At 39.9% G+C, this 18,133-nt stretch carries 18 protein-coding genes; 9 read left to right on the top strand and 9 right to left on the bottom strand.

The window, feature by feature from the left end; all coding sequences use genetic code 11:
* The first annotated feature begins 82 nt into the window (after positions 1–82).
* From K7G70_RS09525 to hflD, 4 genes are read left to right on the top strand one after another with little or no spacing between them, the layout of a single operon-like run.
* On the top strand, positions 83–1,714 hold the full coding sequence (locus K7G70_RS09525) for a Na+/H+ antiporter NhaC family protein (protein ID WP_223788405.1): 1,632 nt from the start codon (positions 83–85) through the stop codon (positions 1,712–1,714).
* Positions 1,711–2,163 (top strand): NUDIX hydrolase, encoded by a 453-nt coding sequence (locus K7G70_RS09520; RefSeq protein ID WP_223788404.1) that lies wholly within the window; start codon positions 1,711–1,713, stop codon positions 2,161–2,163. Before K7G70_RS09525 ends, K7G70_RS09520 begins: the two co-directional genes overlap by 4 nt.
* Positions 2,164–2,175: 12 nt before the next feature.
* The gene (gene mnmA / locus K7G70_RS09515; protein ID WP_223788403.1) at positions 2,176–3,300 is read left to right on the top strand and encodes a tRNA 2-thiouridine(34) synthase MnmA; all 1,125 of its coding nucleotides are present in this window, start codon (positions 2,176–2,178) and stop codon (positions 3,298–3,300) included.
* On the top strand, positions 3,297–3,905 hold the full coding sequence (gene hflD / locus K7G70_RS09510; protein WP_223788402.1) for a high frequency lysogenization protein HflD: 609 nt from the start codon (positions 3,297–3,299) through the stop codon (positions 3,903–3,905). The genes mnmA and hflD overlap by 4 nt, the downstream gene beginning before the upstream one ends.
* 80 nt (positions 3,906–3,985) lie before the next feature.
* On the opposite strand, the gene K7G70_RS09505 is transcribed toward hflD, so the two are convergent.
* Both K7G70_RS09505 and K7G70_RS09500 read right to left on the bottom strand, forming a co-directional pair.
* Complete coding sequence (locus K7G70_RS09505; protein WP_223788401.1) at positions 3,986–4,654, bottom strand: hypothetical protein; 669 nt, start codon at positions 4,652–4,654, stop codon at positions 3,986–3,988.
* A gap of 93 nt (positions 4,655–4,747) precedes the next feature.
* On the bottom strand, positions 4,748–5,434 hold the full coding sequence (locus K7G70_RS09500; RefSeq protein WP_223788400.1) for a tetratricopeptide repeat protein: 687 nt from the start codon (positions 5,432–5,434) through the stop codon (positions 4,748–4,750).
* 146 nt (positions 5,435–5,580) lie between these two features.
* Between K7G70_RS09500 and K7G70_RS09495 the strand changes: the two genes are divergently transcribed.
* On the top strand, positions 5,581–6,066 hold the full coding sequence (locus K7G70_RS09495; protein ID WP_223788399.1) for a hypothetical protein: 486 nt from the start codon (positions 5,581–5,583) through the stop codon (positions 6,064–6,066).
* On the opposite strand, the gene K7G70_RS09490 is transcribed toward K7G70_RS09495, so the two are convergent.
* Together K7G70_RS09490 and K7G70_RS09485 are read right to left on the bottom strand one after the other, a co-directional pair.
* Positions 6,055–7,134: an IS1595 family transposase gene (locus tag K7G70_RS09490; protein ID WP_223788398.1), complete on the bottom strand. Its 1,080-nt coding sequence runs from the start codon at positions 7,132–7,134 to the stop codon at positions 6,055–6,057. The genes K7G70_RS09495 and K7G70_RS09490 overlap by 12 nt on opposite strands.
* Before the next feature lie 248 nt (positions 7,135–7,382).
* Entirely contained in the window at positions 7,383–7,643 is a 261-nt protein-coding gene (locus K7G70_RS09485) for a hypothetical protein (protein ID WP_223788397.1), read from the bottom strand.
* 99 nt (positions 7,644–7,742) lie between these two features.
* Between K7G70_RS09485 and K7G70_RS09480 the strand changes: the two genes are divergently transcribed.
* Positions 7,743–8,717, top strand: a complete 975-nt coding sequence (locus K7G70_RS09480; protein WP_223788396.1) for a hypothetical protein — start codon at positions 7,743–7,745, stop codon at positions 8,715–8,717.
* Between the two features lie 568 nt (positions 8,718–9,285).
* The gene (locus K7G70_RS09475) at positions 9,286–9,831 is read left to right on the top strand and encodes a hypothetical protein (protein WP_223788395.1); all 546 of its coding nucleotides are present in this window, start codon (positions 9,286–9,288) and stop codon (positions 9,829–9,831) included.
* Positions 9,832–9,986: 155 nt separating this feature from the next.
* Here the strand turns inward: K7G70_RS09475 and K7G70_RS09470 are convergent, their stop codons facing one another.
* From K7G70_RS09470 to K7G70_RS09450, 5 genes are all read right to left on the bottom strand, one after another.
* Positions 9,987–11,306, bottom strand: a complete 1,320-nt coding sequence (locus K7G70_RS09470) for a ComEC/Rec2 family competence protein (RefSeq protein ID WP_223788394.1) — start codon at positions 11,304–11,306, stop codon at positions 9,987–9,989.
* Between the two features lie 8 nt (positions 11,307–11,314).
* Positions 11,315–13,489 carry a S8 family serine peptidase gene (locus tag K7G70_RS09465; RefSeq protein ID WP_223788393.1) on the bottom strand — a complete coding sequence of 725 codons (2,175 nt, stop codon included), beginning with the start codon at positions 13,487–13,489 and terminating at the stop codon, positions 11,315–11,317.
* A 254-nt stretch (positions 13,490–13,743) separates the two neighbouring features.
* Complete coding sequence (locus K7G70_RS09460; RefSeq protein ID WP_223788392.1) at positions 13,744–14,511, bottom strand: M12 family metallopeptidase; 768 nt, start codon at positions 14,509–14,511, stop codon at positions 13,744–13,746.
* Between the two features lie 8 nt (positions 14,512–14,519).
* Positions 14,520–15,836 (bottom strand): hypothetical protein, encoded by a 1,317-nt coding sequence (locus tag K7G70_RS09455; protein WP_223788391.1) that lies wholly within the window; start codon positions 15,834–15,836, stop codon positions 14,520–14,522.
* Between the two features lie 294 nt (positions 15,837–16,130).
* Positions 16,131–16,331 (bottom strand): hypothetical protein, encoded by a 201-nt coding sequence (locus K7G70_RS09450; protein WP_223788390.1) that lies wholly within the window; start codon positions 16,329–16,331, stop codon positions 16,131–16,133.
* A 510-nt stretch (positions 16,332–16,841) separates the two neighbouring features.
* Between K7G70_RS09450 and K7G70_RS09445 the strand changes: the two genes are divergently transcribed.
* Together K7G70_RS09445 and K7G70_RS09440 are read left to right on the top strand one after the other, a co-directional pair.
* A complete protein-coding gene (locus K7G70_RS09445) occupies positions 16,842–16,997 on the top strand; it encodes a hypothetical protein (protein WP_223788389.1) in 156 nt (51 codons plus the stop codon).
* A gap of 27 nt (positions 16,998–17,024) precedes the next feature.
* Positions 17,025–18,071 (top strand): cysteine peptidase family C39 domain-containing protein, encoded by a 1,047-nt coding sequence (locus tag K7G70_RS09440; protein WP_223788388.1) that lies wholly within the window; start codon positions 17,025–17,027, stop codon positions 18,069–18,071.
* Positions 18,072–18,133 lie beyond the last annotated feature (62 nt).

Genomic DNA, 18,133 nt, shown 5'->3' with positions numbered 1-18,133 from the left:
GCGGTGCCACAGACCGCCTGCTTGAGAACTACAACCACCAACATTTATGCGATTATTTACATTAAATAAACTTTATATATCTTTGATATTACTAGCTTTATCTGGCCTGTCAATTGCCCAAGAAGCCACCAAAGAAGCGGTCAAAGTGGCCCACGCCGGCACCTGGTTGGCGGTGCTCCCGCCCTTGTTGGCCATTGCCATTGCACTGATTTTCAGACAGGTCATTCCGGCCCTGTTCACCGGTTTGGTGTTCGGAGTGTGGGTGGTGGGCGGCATGGAGTTGTCAGGCCTGGTGACCGCGCCATTGACCACCCTGGAAGTTTATGCAGTGAATTCACTGGCTGATGCAGACCGCGCTTCCATCATCCTGTTCTCTTTGATGATTGGCGGCATGGTGGGGATCACTTCTCGCAATGGTGGCATGCAAGGCATTGTCAACCTCATCTTGCGCTGGGCCAATTCCGTGAAACGGGCCTCACTGGCCACCGTTGGCATGGGTTTGAGCATCTTTTTTGATGACTACGCCAACTCTTTGGTGGTGGGCAACACCATGCGTCCAGTCACCGATCGCATGAAAATCTCCCGTGAAAAATTGGCCTATCTGGTTGATTCCACCGCCGCTCCCATCGCCTGTCTGGCTTTGGTCACCACTTGGGTGGGCTATCAGGTGGGCTTGATCGATGACGCCCTTAAGGTGGTTGGCTACACCGACATGGGTGGCTATGGGGTGTTCTTGCAAACCATTCCTTTCAGTTTCTATCCCATATTGGCTTTGTTTTTGACCATCATGGTGGCGGCCACGGGCAAAGACATCGGGCCGATGTACCAGGCCGAAGTCAAAGCCCGCAATGCCACCTCCGTCCAAGAAGTCACCATTCAACACCCCACCGAAGAAATTGATCCGGTCGAAGACAAACCACACCGCGCCATCAATGCCATTTTGCCATTCGCGACTTTGATCGGTGTGGTGCTGTTTGGTCTGTACATCACCGGTTTGGATCCGGACAACCCCAACCAAACCTTGCGTGATGTGGTGGGCAATGCCAATTCATACAAAGCCTTGTTATGGGGCACCATGGCTGGGGTCCTGGTGGCCGCCATTTTGAGTTTGGTCCAACGCATTTTGACCTTGCAACAAACCGTCAATGCCTGGTTGAAGGGCATCAAGCCGATGATTTTGGCCATGGTGATTCTGATCCTGGCTTGGTCCTTGTCGGCGGTTTGCGACCAATTGGAAACCAGCCAATACATCACCACCTTGATTGCCGATACATTGTCAGTCCACTGGTTGCCCTTGCTGACCTTTTTGTTGGCGGCATTAACGGCTTTTGCCACTGGCTCCAGTTGGGGCGCCATGGGCATCCTGATTCCTTTGGTGGTGCCCATCACTTGGAACATGATGGAGGCCCAAGGGGTGATGGATCCGGCCTACTTCTACCTCTTGTACTGCACCATAGCCAGCGTGTTGGCGGGTGCCGTATGGGGCGACCATTGTTCACCCATCTCGGACACCACCATATTGTCCTCGATGGCTTCGGGTTGTGATCACATTGAACACGTCCGCACGCAAATCCCCTATGCTTTTTATGCCGGTGGTTTTGCCATGGTGGTCGGTATCATCCCGGCAAGTTTTGGCTTCTCGCCGTGGTTGGCCATCGTATTGGCGGCCATAACCATGTATCTGGGCCTGCAATGGAAAGGAAAGACTGCATGATGCGGGAGTGGTTACCCAGGGTCACCGTGGCCACCGTGGTCGAAAAAAACGGTAAGTTCCTGATGGTGGAAGAGGACATTTATGGCCAACGCATCCTCAATCAACCGGCTGGCCACTTGGAACCGGGTGAAACCTTGGTTGATGCGGCGGTGCGCGAAACCAAAGAGGAAACCGGCTGGCAGGTGTGCATTGATCATTTGATCGAATTTTCCCAATGGACCAGCCCCAACAGCCGCAACCACTATTTGCGTTCTTGCTTTGCCGGCACGGCCTTGCATTTTGATCCTGATCAGCGGTTGGATGAAGGCATCATCTGTGCCCAGTGGATGACCCGAGAAGAAGTGGCCGAAAACGCCGATCGGCTCAGATCTCCCCTTGTTTTACATCACATCGACCTCCATATCAGCGGTAAGCAAACCAGCACCGATGTGTTCAGTTATTACGATTAATTCAGACCCTTTATGAAAGTTATCACCGGAATGTCTGGTGGCGTTGACTCTTCAGTCAGTGCCGCCCTGTTGCAACAACAAGGATTGACTGTGGAAGGCATGTTCATGAAAAACTGGGAAGAAGACGACACCCAGGAAGTCTGTACGGCTGACGAGGATGTCAAAGACGCCCAAGCGGTTTGCGACCAGCTGGGGATCCGTTTACATCGCCGCAACTTTGCCACTGAATACTGGGATCATGTGTTTGAAGAGTTCCTGCACGAATACCAGCAAGGCCGTACCCCGAATCCCGACATCTTGTGCAACCGCGAAATCAAATTCAAAACATTTTTGGACCACGCCGATGACTTGGGGGCCGACATGATGGCCACGGGTCACTATGTGCGGCGCGGTGAGAGCCATGGCCAGTACCAACTGCTCAAAGGGGTGGATCCCAACAAGGACCAAAGTTATTTTTTGTATGCCATCAACCAATACCAATTGTCCAGAAGCTTGTTTCCAGTGGGTGAAATCGAGAAACCCCAAGTCAGAAAAATGGCCGAATCACTGGGCCTGAATGTGTACGACAAAAAGGACTCAACCGGCATCTGCTTCATCGGTGAGAAACGCTTTCAGGATTTCCTGTCGACCTATTTAAAACCCAATCCCGGAGCCATCGTCACCCCAGAAGCTCAGGTGGTTGGACAACACAATGGCCTGATGTACTACACCATCGGCCAACGCCAAGGTTTGGGTATAGGCGGGGTCAAAGACGGCTTGCCAGAACCGTGGTTTGTGATTGCCAAAGCGCATCAAAAAAATGAACTGGTGGTCGGCCAAAGCAACCATTTGGCTTTGATGGAAGATGATCAATTGGTGGCCAAACAGGTCACTTGGATCGCCGGGCAAGCGCCCGCGTGGCCGTTGCACTGCCATGCCAAAATCAGATACCGACAAGCAGATCAGGCCTGCACCGTCACCGCCCTGAATGAGTCCAGCGTCCAAGTCAAATTCGAGCAACCACAACGGGCCATCACCCCGGGCCAGTCGGTGGTGTTTTACGATGGCGATGTGTGCCTGGGTGGCGCGGTGATTGAGTCATCCACCCTGTTGACCCCCACCTGTGAACTGAAACAACATCAAGAAAAAGTAGCATGAGAGACCAAACCATAGCTTTATCAGCCGTATACCAAGCCGCCACCATGGCCCATGAACTGGCCAATTCTGGCGCTGTGCGCGACCCCCAAAGCTGGGAAACCAGCCTGGCCAGCCTGTACCGATTCAATGTGGACAGCACCGAAGAGGTGTTTGACCGAAACATGTCCGGCTTGGCTTTGGGACTGAACACCTTGATCAAATCTTTCAACAAAGACAACCACTACATCAACGTGATGAAATACACCATCACCCTGCTGTCTTTGGCCAGTAAGCTGCAACACCGTCCTGACATGTTGTCCGTGATTGAAAAGGGCTTGAATGATTCACAGGTCCTAAAAACCACCGAGGAGCCTTTCAACAAATCGGTGGTCGCCAAACTGGCCCAAATCTACTCACAAACCATCAGCCAAATGCAACCCCGCGTGATCGTCGCTGGGCAGCCGTTTCACTTGAAAGACCAAGCCATCACCGAAAAAATTCGAGCCATCTTATTGGCCGGTATTCGCGCTGCGGTGTTGTGGAAACAGGTGGGCGGCGGACAACTGCAAATCCTGTTCAAGCGCAAAGCCTACATTGACGAAGCCAAACACCTGCTGACCGAATAAAGTCCGCACAAAAAAAGAGCCAACCCGACTGGGGTTGGCCCTGTATGGCTGCCTGTTTTCAGACCGCAGTCACGGCGTCTTCATGGCTCGTTGTCGTCAGCGCCTTTTGCAGCGTCTTCATCCACTTCAATCAGTTCGATTTCATCCAAGGTCACTTCACCTTGGCCAAAGCTGAATTCATATTCGTAGATGAATTTTTCCATCTGTTCTTTCAAATCACTGCCGGTCACGACCGCTCCTGAATTCAACTGAATGCGTAGGAAGTTGGGAATGTAACCTTTGATGTGGGTGCCGGTGAACTTCATGTTCTTTTTCCATTCCTCTCGTCGCAACAAGGTGGGATAGGCCCCATAAGTCTCGGCCAAGGTGCCCTTCATCTCTTGGGCATTTTTCAACTGATCCTTGGACATGATCTGCTCCAGGTTGCCAACAATCTCTTCAATGTAAGCCCGGTTGGGTATTTTCGCCAAATCAATCAAATTGAACCAGGCATGGGCCTGAAGGTAGTCTTGGTCTTGCATGTAATACAATGCCACCAACGACATGGCATGAAAATTCCCAAACTCCGCGGCTTTCTTGAAGTTTTTGAAAGCGGACTGACGGAAGCCGTCCTTTTCATCGTCAATGCCTTTCCACAAATAATGCTGATCGGGTTTGATGATGTTGCCGCGATCATCAAAATGCAAACCATAATCTTTGGCCATACCAACGGTGGCAACGAACAGCAACAAGAGGGTGAATTTTTTCATCTGAGGTCTCCTTAAAATCAGTTTAATTGTTATATCAATTCCAGTTTTTGAATCACAGTGCTTTTAGTCACGGCTTGGGGGCATTGGTTCCCGCTAAATTTGGGCTTCTTCTTCCAGCAATTCCAGCTCGCCCATGCGCACCCGGCCTTCGGTGAAACGCAATTCGTATTCAAACACGAATTCATCCATCTGCAAGCGCACTGATTCACCGGATACCACCGTACCAGAAACAAAGATTTCTGTTTCCATGCCTTTTTTCTCGATGCGGGCAGATGGGTAAATTTTCACCCTGCCAGGCACCTTACCCTTCAATTTGGTGCCGCCAATGGCAATGCCGTTTTGCCAGGCAATGCGATGTTCAAGAGCCGCAGATTTGCCATATTCCAATTTCAATGCCTGATACAAGCGATCGACTGCTTGCAACTCAGCGGCGGACAAATGCTTTTGTAATGCATCCATCAGTTCAATGATGGCTTGGTCTTTATCGATCATTTTCAAATCCACCAACTGAAACCAAGCCAACGCCAGCTGATGCTCTTTTTGTTGCAGGTGGATGTAAGCAATGGCTGATTGCGCATAGGGGTTGCCGAACTTGGCGGCTTTTTTTAAATTTCGCATGGCATCATTGGGATAGCCTTGCCGATGGTCTTTCAAGCCCTGGGTCAGATACGTGTGGTCGGGCAACAACATATTACCATGTTGATCAAAACGCATTTCTGCGGCCTGGGCAGCTGCCATAAACAACAGCAAGATGGGTATGGTGCATGTTCGGTGTTTCATGTGTACCTCTTTTTATGATTGCCAGTTCTTTCATTATCTGCAGCCACAGATGAATCAAAACTGAACAAGCAAAAAATTCACTCAACCACCGCCAAAATTACCCAGTTGCACATAGCTAAAATGTGAGGAATTGATACAATTTGTTTATGACAAATCGTATCCCTTCCTCACTTAAATGGCTTGTTAAGAAACGTTCAGAGAAACATGGAGAATTGAATCGACTTCAGAACGAACAACTAATTTATGATCGGTGGTGTAAGAACAAAATCAAAGAGATTAAACTGGATTTAGAATCGATCGATAGGACTTTATCATTACATGAAATCAAAATTTCTCCAGAGATAATTCCTCCAAAACAAGATCAAGGAGTTGGCTCTAAATTGAACTATGGTGAGTTAACTAAGTTAATTTGTGAGGCTTTTGAGACATTTGATAATCAATGTGCAACGATTACGCAGTTAAGCCTCTATGTCGCTGCGAAAGGAAGCATTCTACTAAGAAAAAACATCACATCTGAGTCGCTCAAAAATTCAGTACGATATCGTGTGAAGAACCTTTGTAACCAAGGTGTTTTAGAAAGATTACCTAAAGGTTACAAAGGCCCATTTCGCAAATATAGATTAATAATCTAGAAGCTCGCCGCTTCTGTTAAATCCTTGCTGGTAACCAGACCACCAAATTGAGTTTCCTACTGACATCACTTTGCAAATCAATGTAGTCATCAATTCTTTGATAGACTTTCTTCTCATGTCATCACGCCATGCCATGTCATTGGCATAGTCCATCAAGTATTTGGTGCGCATACCATGGAAAACACCCAATTCCGAACGTCTGACCCTTGAGAAAAAGGATTCCGCATGATTATTATGAATGCCATCCACTGTCATGAATTCTTTTGAGTGTTCAACAGTACTGTGATCATACTCTTCGGACAAAAAGTTATACGAACTGTGGTCATCCGTCCAAACTGTACTTCCTGGCTCAACAAACCTTTCAACATGTTTTCGAACACTGTTCTCATCCTCAGCTTTGACCACAGTTACTATGGTTCTGTCAGTCCCATCACCTGGCTTCTGACTTACCTGTCTGAAAACCAGTAATACGCGTCTATACTTCATCCTTCTAGCATAGTTTCGTCTCTGAGTTGGATTCAGAGGAGGTTTGTTTTTCCCTTTCGAAGCAATCATTGCCTCATAATGCTTGTGTGCAAGTTTGTAGTTACGAATTCTTCCATGCCTTCGTTTGCCACAAAAATATGCGCCATCAATATGAACCATACCAGTTAATGGCTTCAAGTCTCTCGATCTTAATAGTCCCTCACGAATCTTTTGAGATATCAACCATACACATTTATGACTCAGGCCGAACATGCCTGTTTGATCGTTTGCGCAAATGCCTTTTGCAGGAATCACGAACATGCAAATTAATTTCAACAGCTTTCTTGCTGAAATTTTTTTGTTTGCAAATACAGTGCTCGATGTAAGACTAAACGTATGATTGCAATGTTTGCAAACCCATTGCTTGCGGGTTCTCTTATAATAATGCGAATCAAAGGCTCCGCACCTTGGACATACTTCTTTTGTATCTGAACCCCACCTAGCTTTAGCGATAAACTGAATGGCTTCTTGCTCAGACATTCGATAAATATCATCAAGCGTTAAATCTCTCCTTTCTGCACGCTGTCTATATTGTTGAGGCATCTCTACCTCCATTTTTTATTTGGATTGAAAACATTTTCTGCTCCTAAACTAACCAGTTACCAACACAAAAAACTGGTGATTGAGAAGCAATAGGAAGCCTTCACATGACAACAATAAGTAGCATGATTTCTTGACATTCCAATGTGGAGGTACGATAATTAAGAAAAGTCAGTGTACAAATACTTTCTTAACGTTAAAACCTAAAGGTTGCCGCCTTTGGGTTTTTTCGTTTTTGCTTCTTAAAAAGGCTATTTCATTTCTTCATCTCCAACTGATTTAAAACGAGCATTAGTCAATAACTCTGCCACATCTTTTGCCAATGCAAACTTTCCTTGCCTTTGTGGAAAGACAAGAATTGGTATTTCAATGGTTTTCCTTTGAACACCCTTTCTAAAGGCTGCAAGTGATGGAAAACCAAGTAAAGGGTATAAATCTTTGCTATTTATCAAAGTCCCATACTTCTCCTTTAACTCATTTTCAAGTAGCTTTTGATATTCACTCTTATTCACAGATTGACCCAACTTGTCTATAGATTTAAATGTACAATAATCATCAATGAAAATTAACAGACAAGTTTTGCCAGAATTAGTCGCACTTAGGTGTTTGCTATGGTTGAAATAAAAATAGTTAGAGGTTTTGCAAAACTTCCATCAATCAAAGAACTATATAGAAAAACATATGCAAGTATCGTTTCTTCCGAGCTTGGAATAGATGATCCAGATGAGTTACAACTCTTTTTAGCTCCTGATAAAGTTTATAAAAACCCTGGTGGTGGAACCAAAATTCCGAGAGATTGGAGAAACTATTCAGAGGGAATCCGGAGCCCTAAGAGGAGAAATGTAAAAGTAGCTGAAATATTTTTCCCAGGAACAGAAAAATGGGCCAAGATGATTTTTTGGGAGGCGCTTACAGGAGACTTTTCTCATGATTCCGATTTCGACAAGATATTAAGTGAAATGCCAGGGTCAGAAATACACAGAATACTTATGGACAATAATCCTACAAATAACATGTTTTATGTTTCACTGAAAAATCTTCCTTTAAAGATCTCAAAACTCCGATTACTTGAAGCTTCTGATCAACTTGATGGCTTAATCCTCTTGATCTTAAAAGCTGAAATGGAAAGCCATTTCCTTTGCAAAAAACTAATTATGAATGAGTTTAGAGAAACAATCATGACTCAATCGGTTATATCAAATTCGAATTTCAGCTTTCTTAGAATGTATCTCCTTCTCAAATCAAGATTTTGTTACAAATGGACAGAAGATGATTTCGTTAACAACAACATACTTACAAATTTTAAAGATGTTAAGTCAACATTCTATTATGAGAGGTTGCTTAGATTATTTCTTCTGAATTTTGCTGAGAAATTTGACCTAGTAAGAACTCGAGACCAGAAAATTAAATTAATTAAACAATTTGGTCTAATCGATAAAGAAACAAGAGCTTTTTACTCTAGGTTATTTGCCAATTCTGAACGTGAGCAAAATTTTGAGCTGTGTACCTTTTTTATTAGCTTCTTTGTGGATTTATTTGGATTAGAGGTCGTCAGTTATATAGTCGATGAAATAAAAAAGGGGTGAAGTTCTGTCATTTTCAAAAGAAGATGCAAATATATATCAGATATTGCAAATAGACGATTAAATGTAATTCAATAATTTGACTTTTGTTGATAAAAATCTATTACGTTACCCACGAAAACTCTTATTTACCTGTGAGAATATTCTATTGTCCTGTAAAGCATGTATATTCCTGATTGATGGACTAATCATAGTATTAACATAATTTGATCAGTATTAGGTCCCTTGATTGTTGGAAATAAATACCAAACCATAGATTTATCATGTAATTTTTGGAGGTGCTTGTTATGAATGATTAAACCAAGAAATACCTAAAGCCAGAAGGATCACCTTAGGAGTAATCGAATGCAGTAATTTTTTTCTAGCCAAAGTTAAATTCAAAAAGCAAATTAAAAATATCAGTACCGAATGCTGGATTTAAAGGGATATTTTTTATTATTGCCCACATTGAATTTGTACATTTTGTTCAAATTGATATAAATAATTACTTTTGAAACGGCTATAATCTCTAAACATGAATCATATTTATGATAGCTGAAATTTAACTGATACCCATATATTCGGAGTTATTATGCGAGAAATAGTTTCTGAAAAACAAATCGAAAAGCTAAAAAATAAGTTAGATAATAAAATTAATGGAGCTACTCAGTTAGAAGAGTTGGACTATGCTTATGGGTCAAAAAATCAAAAAGAAATTAATGAAAAGATTGTTTCTGCAAATCAAGAAATTAAAGATATCCAATCAAAGATTGATAAAGGTGCAGATAACTATACGACAAAGCTGCTCAAGTATATTCCAGGTGAAGTCATAATTCTCTATGTCAGTCTAACAAACATCATCATGTCAACAGACTTGAAAACAAGTAAGATAGCTCTTTGGTCTGTATTTGTATTTTGTCTATTAGGAACTTTTTTGTATCTAAAACGTGTAGCTGGTATTAACAAAACATCACAGTTAGTAATTTCATCAATTGCATTTTTTATATGGGCTTTTACATTGGAAGGGCCATTTAGACTCTATGATTGGTATAGCCCGGTAATTGCATCTCTAATATTGCCAATGTATACATTTATCATTCCATTAATAGAGCCCAAAAGATTTCCAGAAGTTACTTGAAAAAAATTTAACACTGATTTAGTAACTGGCGTTGGCAACATAGTGGAACGTTCTACGCTGTACTTTTTATTGCATTACATTCCAAAGTTTAGAAATAAAATTTTAAGCATGATATTGCTAACAATACTAGACTGATTTGCTCGTGAAACCATTAGTTAAATATCAATTGTTCTGTATTCTCTTCGAACAAAGTTTGCTTTCATTAACCCATTACTATTTTTAGCCATATCCTTAACAATTTTTTCTGTTTCCTCAAAATTTTTACGTTCTTCGCTATCATGAGGTAACGCCTCTGAATTAGTGGAAAACCAGAAAGTAAATGGCCTGTCTTTTGCTTGAGGAGATAAAGCGCGCTTTCTATTTGAGCCTAGTCGAGAATTGTATATGTATTCAAGCACTTTAGGTTCAGGATTTCCATTTGCACCATTCCCACAAAAAACATAATTTTCAGCTGAGATTAACTTTACGAAATTTTCATCAGTATTATGTTCTGAACCATGGTGAGCAACTTTAAGAACATCAAGATGACAATAGCCTTCCGACAAGTATCCTGTTGCCTCAAGGTCTTCAAGTAATTTATCTTGTTGAGCATCGCCAGTCAATAAAATGAGTTTTCCATTTTCTTCTACCATTAAAACTAGTGATGCTACATTTGGAGCGGTTACTCCTCTAAATGAACTGATACCATTCCAGTTGTATAAATCAAAAGGTGATTGGTTTGTTTGTCCAGAAGCAAATCGTTCTAGTTGTTTTTTTACTTTCTTTTTGATCGCTTTTGTTCCCCTTATTCCTTCGCTTTTTTCTAGCCAATTATTCCATCCATCGCGTAAGTCATTTAGAGCTTCTTTTGAAGGTCCAACAATTGTGAAGTTCATTGACCCAATTGAAAACTTAGTACCATTTCCTTTTCTGAACAATAACTTACCAGGTCCATTGTGCCCTGGCAGAATATTAGTTTTTATATCTAAAAACTCTGGTTTCGTGTAACTTGATACCTCTAGAGCTTCTCTGATTGATGATGCCACATTACCAATTTCATGGGCTTCTTCAATAAATTCTTTTACACCAGTGCTAATTAAGACCGGTGCTGCAGCTGCTAATATGTCTCCAATTTCACCGACATTCTTTCCAACTTGATCCCTGAAAGAATTGTGCCATAACATTCCAATTTTTGGTGGACGAATAAAGCCAGGTTCGATAACATCCATGTCGCCATTGTTCCTATGATAATCAAACACCTTCCAGTCTACTGCATCTCTCATTAACTGTAGGATTCCTGAAATGTGATCTTGGTCAAGATGAGATACATAAATAGCATCAAGTAAACCTCCATTATCTTCTACAAGCTTCTTTAATGGTTTACGAACATGACTTTTCATACTTGAGTATAAACCACCATCACAGAGAATATTGTGTCCTTCATTTTGAAGCAATAGGCAATCACCATGATCGGATTGAAAAATTCTGATTTTCATAGCTTGTCTCAAGTTTTTTCTATTCTTCGGGAAAAATACTCTGCTTGTTTGATTGCTTCTTCAGGGTCAATACACCCAAAGCCAGTATCATTTTTCCACTCATAGGTACTACCAGGAAGAGGTCTAGAGGTTCTTTGTAGTATTCCAAGGCATTGAATAGAATTGATCGGCCCTTTAGCTGAGTTCATCATGAGGCCAATAACTCCGGTTACATATGGGCTTGCCATGCTTGTCCCTGACATTGAAACCCATTTTTTTCCATCTTGAGCAAAACCATTTGCAGCAATTATATCGGTACCTGGTGCTGCAATATCTGGTTTTTGTCGACCGTCACGGGTTGGTCCCTGGCTACTTGTTGAGTTTACTTTACTCTTATTCTGATCATAGTTTGATACAGCGATAGTAGAGCGTCCGCAAGCCAAAGATGATATTGAGTGAGAATCAACATTTGAGTTTAAAGAGAAAAATGAAGGGAATCTAAAAAGCCTTTTTCCTTGGTAGATTCCAAACTCATGGGGGTCATCTCTTTCGATCCAACAATGGTACTGTCCGTTTCTGATTTCTTCACCAACTAGCCGAACACGCCAAATACCTGACCTAATACCCCTAATTTCACTTGGTTCGAGATTTGGAGATAAATATATTGATATATAGTTTTCACCATTAGTAGGGTGATACAGTTCATTATAGATTGAAATATTGGTTCCATCTTTCAAGCGTTTGTTTTCTACGAACTCTTGAGGTTTAGCGCTGATCCACTTGCTTTCCCCTGGGGGTAATAATTCGACAATAAACCTATCTTGTGAGTTGTACCAAATTTCCAGTTCATTCTCAGAAAGGTCCTCTATTCCATTACCAACAACGACCCATTCAAGTTCTTTACTTAATCCTCTTGAAGCAATTTTTCCATTTGTGTGAATACGACCCATTATCCACGTTGTATCATCTTCATACTCAGGCTTGTCTTGGCCTGAATTTCCAGCCGCCATTGTTATTGATCGGCCTGGTACTGATAATGCATTGTCAAACCAACGATTTGTTCCACTTAATCCGTCGTGTGCACCACCATTAGTTCCTAAACTTATATTGATTGAAATTTGTTTTTTCTTTTCATCAGCAATTTTTAACATATAATCAACTGCGTGAATTATACGACTGGTGTCTGAAAAGGTTTGCCTCCTTCTCTCGTATGTATCTTGTGGTTGTGGGACATCAATCAACACACCAATGATTTCTGCCTTAGAACATATACCTTTGTTTCCAGCTGCAATACTTGCGACATGTGTTGCATGTGAAGAAGTCGTTTGTTGAGATTGTTTTTCTAAAATGACAGCAGGTATTCCATTGCCAGTATTTTGTTCTTTTAAAGCAGCATTCAAATGCTCTTCAGTAAACTCGCTTCCATATTGAAAACCTTTTGGGGGAGGTCTAAAGTTTCCTCCTTGGTCCCATATACTTGAAAATCTAGTTTTGCCTGAATCATCTAAAAAGTCGGGGTGAGAAAAGTCATATCCGCCAACATCGATGATTCCAATAATAATGTCTTTTCCATTATTGTGAATGTTTGATTTATTTATTCTTCGATTTGTGGGATTGATTCCATTTCGTGGTTGAGGTAATTCAAGTTTAATTGATTCGCTTAAACTAACAAAAGAAACATCAGGGTTCTGCGATAACGTTTTTAAAAAAGAAATTGGAACAGTAGCAACAACTTGATTCCCTCTAACAAATGGTTTGCTAGCTCCGATTGGTGTTGTTCGTCCATCTAACGCTTTATCACATTGTTGAATAATTCGATTAATTGAATCATCGAATGATTTTGAATCATTTGATTCATTATTGAATACATCAATCATTACATTTACAAATGAAGAATCAGGGGCAAGGCTCTCTTCCAATTTTTTTCTTTTCCTTAAGACAGACTTAGTTTTTTTTCTGTGCTTAATTATGCTTTTGGATGAAAGCATTGATGATGCAGTTTGAACAGACGCAATATCAAGGCCATCTTCTAATGGTGTAAATTTAAATGAGGTTTGAGACCCAGATGCGACTTGGGTAGATAATTTTGAGCGGCAATTATTTACTAGGTCACTTCCGTTTTTTATTACTCTTAATCTAGGGTCTAATTTATGAACAGAAAAAGAATGTTTTGACATATCCAACTCTCCATCACTCCAATTCATTATTATGAAAGATAAAATCAACACTAATACTTATAGTATCTATTTGTTGGCAATAAATTGCTTCTTTAGAGCATGATTAATCTTATGATAAATAATAAATTTATCATATTATGCAAAATAATAATGTATAAAATACAATAATATTTTCTATTGATGTTAGCATGACTTACATTTAATAGTTTTATTGAATTTACGGAATTTATATTTAATAAAATCTGTTCAGCTAAATATGATGAATGTTGAGGAAAATATTTTCACCATCCTATGTCAGGGTACAAGTGCCTGCATGAGAGTAAATCTCCAGGAGATAGTCCATTTCTAGGCCCAAGGTGACCTCCGTCTTTCCTTCGAATTGTAAGTTGGCCATTTTCAGAGAAAGCTGTGTCAGGATAGTGCATAATTGAGGAATAGTCGTATGGACCAACAACTTGATTATTTGTAAGAATGGGTCTGAATTGGTTGTAGTCATTAGCACTTATATTGTCCCACAAAATTTCAATGTTATCCTCTTGATCAGGTCTGCTATGCTCATGCCATAAACCTATTACATGGCCGATTTCATGAACAACCCAGCCAACAGATGTTGTTGGAATGATATTAACTACTTGCTTGCCGCCATGTCTTCCAACAAGAGAATCATTGAATGAATTGGGTTCAAATGAAATATAATCTGACTCTCCTTCATAAGTTTTAAACTCGAAAGGAGTGAAGTTCGTCCAGTGCTCAATTGCTGCTTGGACAAGTTCATTAACCCGCTGAAAAGCAACGTATGGTATGACGCCATTTGGCCATAAGAAATTTTCATTTGAAGGTTCAATAGTATGACCTAAATGAAAAAAGTCTCTTATGCGATCTATCATTGACAGTTTGTAACTTGAGGGAATTACAATATCTCCCTCAATTCGTGAAACTCCATTTTGCTCATAACACGCAACATTTCGAATGCCGACAAATGGCATATTTACAGTGTGATTTTTTGGTGTGCCTATCGAATTAATTTGCTTAAGATCTAAATTTGCCATTATAGTAATTATTCGTCAGGGCAAACAAATCCACCATTCTCTAGAATTGCGCGACAGTTTTCCAGTTTATTTAGTTTTTGTTGAGTTTCTAATTCAAGTACTTTGGATTGCATCTCTTTCAACTCTTCACCATCAAGGGTTGCTTGTCTTAACTGAATTGCATCGTTAATAGTGTTTAAGCCTTTTACAATACCTGAGCCCCTTGCTTCAGAGCTGTAACCAAACTTTTCTTTCTTGCCGAATGGATCCAAAGAAAGACTAACATTTTTGCTTTGACCAAATCCAACTGATAATGGCAAAAATGTGTATTGGCCCCATTGGCTAATGTGTAAGTCTTTTTGTGCAAGTTTAGTTTCAATATTAACTTTTTTACCATCTCTTCTTACGAATTCGCCATCAGATCCTGTTACGACAACCAACCTGCCAGGTACAGGGTCTCGGAAGACAACAGTATTTGAGCAATTATTCTTATCTTTACATGCAGGTGGCTTAATCAGTTCAGGCTGCTTTTTTGCATGAACTGTAGCTTCAGCTAAAGTACACGATGTATTGCCTTTGTCAATTTGTTTATATACGCAGTAAGCAAGCATGAATGAGTCAACGATTCCAGGATTTGCTTGACTATCCTCTTTAAGCCATTTGTTAAAAGAATTTCTATTCCACTTTATCAAACCTCCTTTAATTGGATCTCCATTTACCTCTTTAGCAAAGCCTATTTCTTTTTCTAATTTGATTTGTAGAATACCGGTATCTAAGTAGGAAATCTCTTTAACGAGTGCATTAATTTGTTCTAAAACAGTAGATGGGTCTTTGTCTGAAGAAATAGTACCTCTTAATGTATCTATTCTAGATTTAATTTTCCCTCTAGTTTCTAATGCATCATTAGTTTCTTTATTACATACCGTAAGCTTAGTTCCGGTCGAATCCCCCGCAGTGGTAGTTAACAGTTTAATAAACCCTCCTATTATTTCAGCTGTAGCATCTGTAGATGTTGCATTAATTGTCTTGATTGATCCATGCGGATGTAACTCAATTGATAAACTTTTCTTTTTAAAGAATGATGAGAGGTTTTCTCCTGAAAGTTCTAGCTTATTGTCAAGATCTGCAGTTGCTATTGGGAAAATAGATACACTAGCGCTTGCTTTTGGCTCACTTGTGCAGTCTCGTAAAGTTAGAATTGTTTCGATTTTTGCTTTAGTTAAAGGTAGGTTGTAAGAAATTGTTTCAGCTGTATTGGGCTTGGTTTTACCTTTAGAATTCCCGCAGCTTGATGTGCTTATTATTGCAGTCAGTATTAGTGCTATTCTAGAAATATCGATCATCATCTTTTCTCAAGTTGAACAACTAAAGCCATGTAACTAATTGCAACAAGCTTTAAAAAAATCGATTCTAGCAACTGCATGACATAAATTAATGTGTGATTCGAGTGGTGATTCTTTTGGCTATAGAATTAGCATTAGGCAAGTTTGTGTGTAAATTATGATAACTATTTGGTACATTATAGATTATAGTAATGTTCATAAAACAGCAACATATTTGAATAAATAAATTCCAATTTGAAATGGGTTTGTTTCTTGAGTAGCTTGATTTTACATTCAGCCAAAAAGTGTAAAAAATATTTAGGTGAAATTTTTGTTGCTATAAGAATTTATTTTTTCAGCAATTTTTTTGATTTGATAACCAGTATGTCCAATTCTAAATTTAGAATCAATTTCAAGCAGATAATTTGTAGCTGCCGGTTTTTCAACAAGCACAATATTACACTTGGATGAGAAAAGTTCATTTTGTGTTTCCAGATAAGAAAAAGCCACTGGAGTCATAAAGCCAAATGAATTGTGAGGTATGATATTGTTGTAGTGTTTACTCTACCTGCTAAATTTCTCGATTGATTTGTACCAATTTAGATTTTCTACTTACCAGTGAGGCTTTTGATAGATGCATTCTGAGTAGGTTTTCCTGTTTGAATAAGTCCAAAATTGACACTACTTTATTGCTATCAAAAGAACATGGCTATCGAAGTAAATTCTGTATATCTAAACCACAAGTAGAGCAACCATTTCTCTGGTAATGGCATCGATAACATCAAAACTCTAAATCGCCGACCATAATACAGCTGATCTGACTAATTAAGTGGTGATTGCAAATTTCGCTTGAACACTATCCCTATATTTCATAAATTATTTCTAATAAAAAAACCTCTAAGATGACAGATAAAAATTAATATACTGCCACATCCCTATCATATTTTTTATGATTTGACAATGGGCCTTTATAGAAGTAAAATCCTCTACTTTCTAAAAATCAGCTGTTTAGACGGCTATATGTGACTCATGGCTAAAAGAGAACAAAATCAGAAAGATGACTTTTCAGAAGGCTTGAATGAAAAATTATCTGCCTTATCTGCCAAGCTGCAGAAACGAAATTTAGACATGAGACTTAAGCGAACAGATAAAGAAAGAGTATTCTGTTTCAGCAACTCTAGGTGATTTGGCTAACAGCACACAAGCAACCATATGGAAAGTGAGCTTACTTCTAATCAGCGGCTGCAAGTTTGTGAATTTTCCAGTGAACTGTTTGTAAGAATACTTAGAAACATCCTTGGTGATGAAAACACCAATTTAAATCAACTCTACAACAATATTCAAATTAATTACTTGATTGGCTACCTTGAAAGAGAAAAGGCCAGAACTGTGATTGTTGAATCTGAGTACATAGATAGACACTTCTTAGAAGATTATGCAAACTATCATGTAAGAAGTTTTTCAGACCTGGGAAAAATGTGTACCCGGATTCATTTTTTCGATAAAAATGCTCTGATAGATTCATCTAGTAACGAAATTTTTTTTAGGATAGACTTTATTAATTTTTTACGAGGTCTGTCTGACAAAATTACAAATTCTTCTTTCAAGGAAGGCTATCTCGGTTTTGTTGTAATAAAACCTTTATTGAACTCAATTGTTGGTAGGACATGTTTGAGAGTTTATAAGTCGGATAAAACAGCAAAGGATGCATCTAATAAAAAGCTCAATGTTAAAAGAAATTTTTTGGTAACCATACCTATCAAGGTAAACTTATTTGGTAAAGAGTTGGTTATCAAGAAATCTTTACCATTTCAGGAACAAGATACAGCGATCGCGGCTTGCGCATCTAGTGCATTATGGAGCTTTTTTTATGGAGTGAAGGCTACAAGCCGCACTCAAGCTCCCTCTCCATCAGAAATTACAAAACTGGCTGAGTCTAAAGGGCATGTTGGAGAGTACAGGTTAACAGGAGCCCATGGGTTAACTCCTTACTTAATTCAAAATGCAATCAAAGCATTTGATTTAACATATGAAGAGTTTAGGGTTTCCGAATCAATTCAAATACTCAAAAGTATCGTTTATGGGTACCAGAGTCGAAAAAGAGAACCAGTTTTATTAGGAGTTGACGTTCTAAAGAAAGACAAGAATAGTAATTGGGATTATTCTGCTGGACACTTAATTACTTTAACAGGTTATGAGTATGATAAAAAATCATTTAACAATCCCATCTTGAATCGCCCCGGGTTTGTCGGAGACTAAATAGTTTGAGAGAATTAGTCTATGAATACACGAATCCGTTACGCCCCCGAGGTGAAAGAACG

The organism is Marinicella meishanensis (assembly GCF_019931145.1).
Taxonomy (GTDB): Bacteria; Pseudomonadota; Gammaproteobacteria; order Xanthomonadales; family Marinicellaceae; genus Marinicella; species Marinicella meishanensis.
Note: the sequence above shows the minus strand (reverse complement) of the source record. Positions and strands in the feature narration are given on the sequence as shown.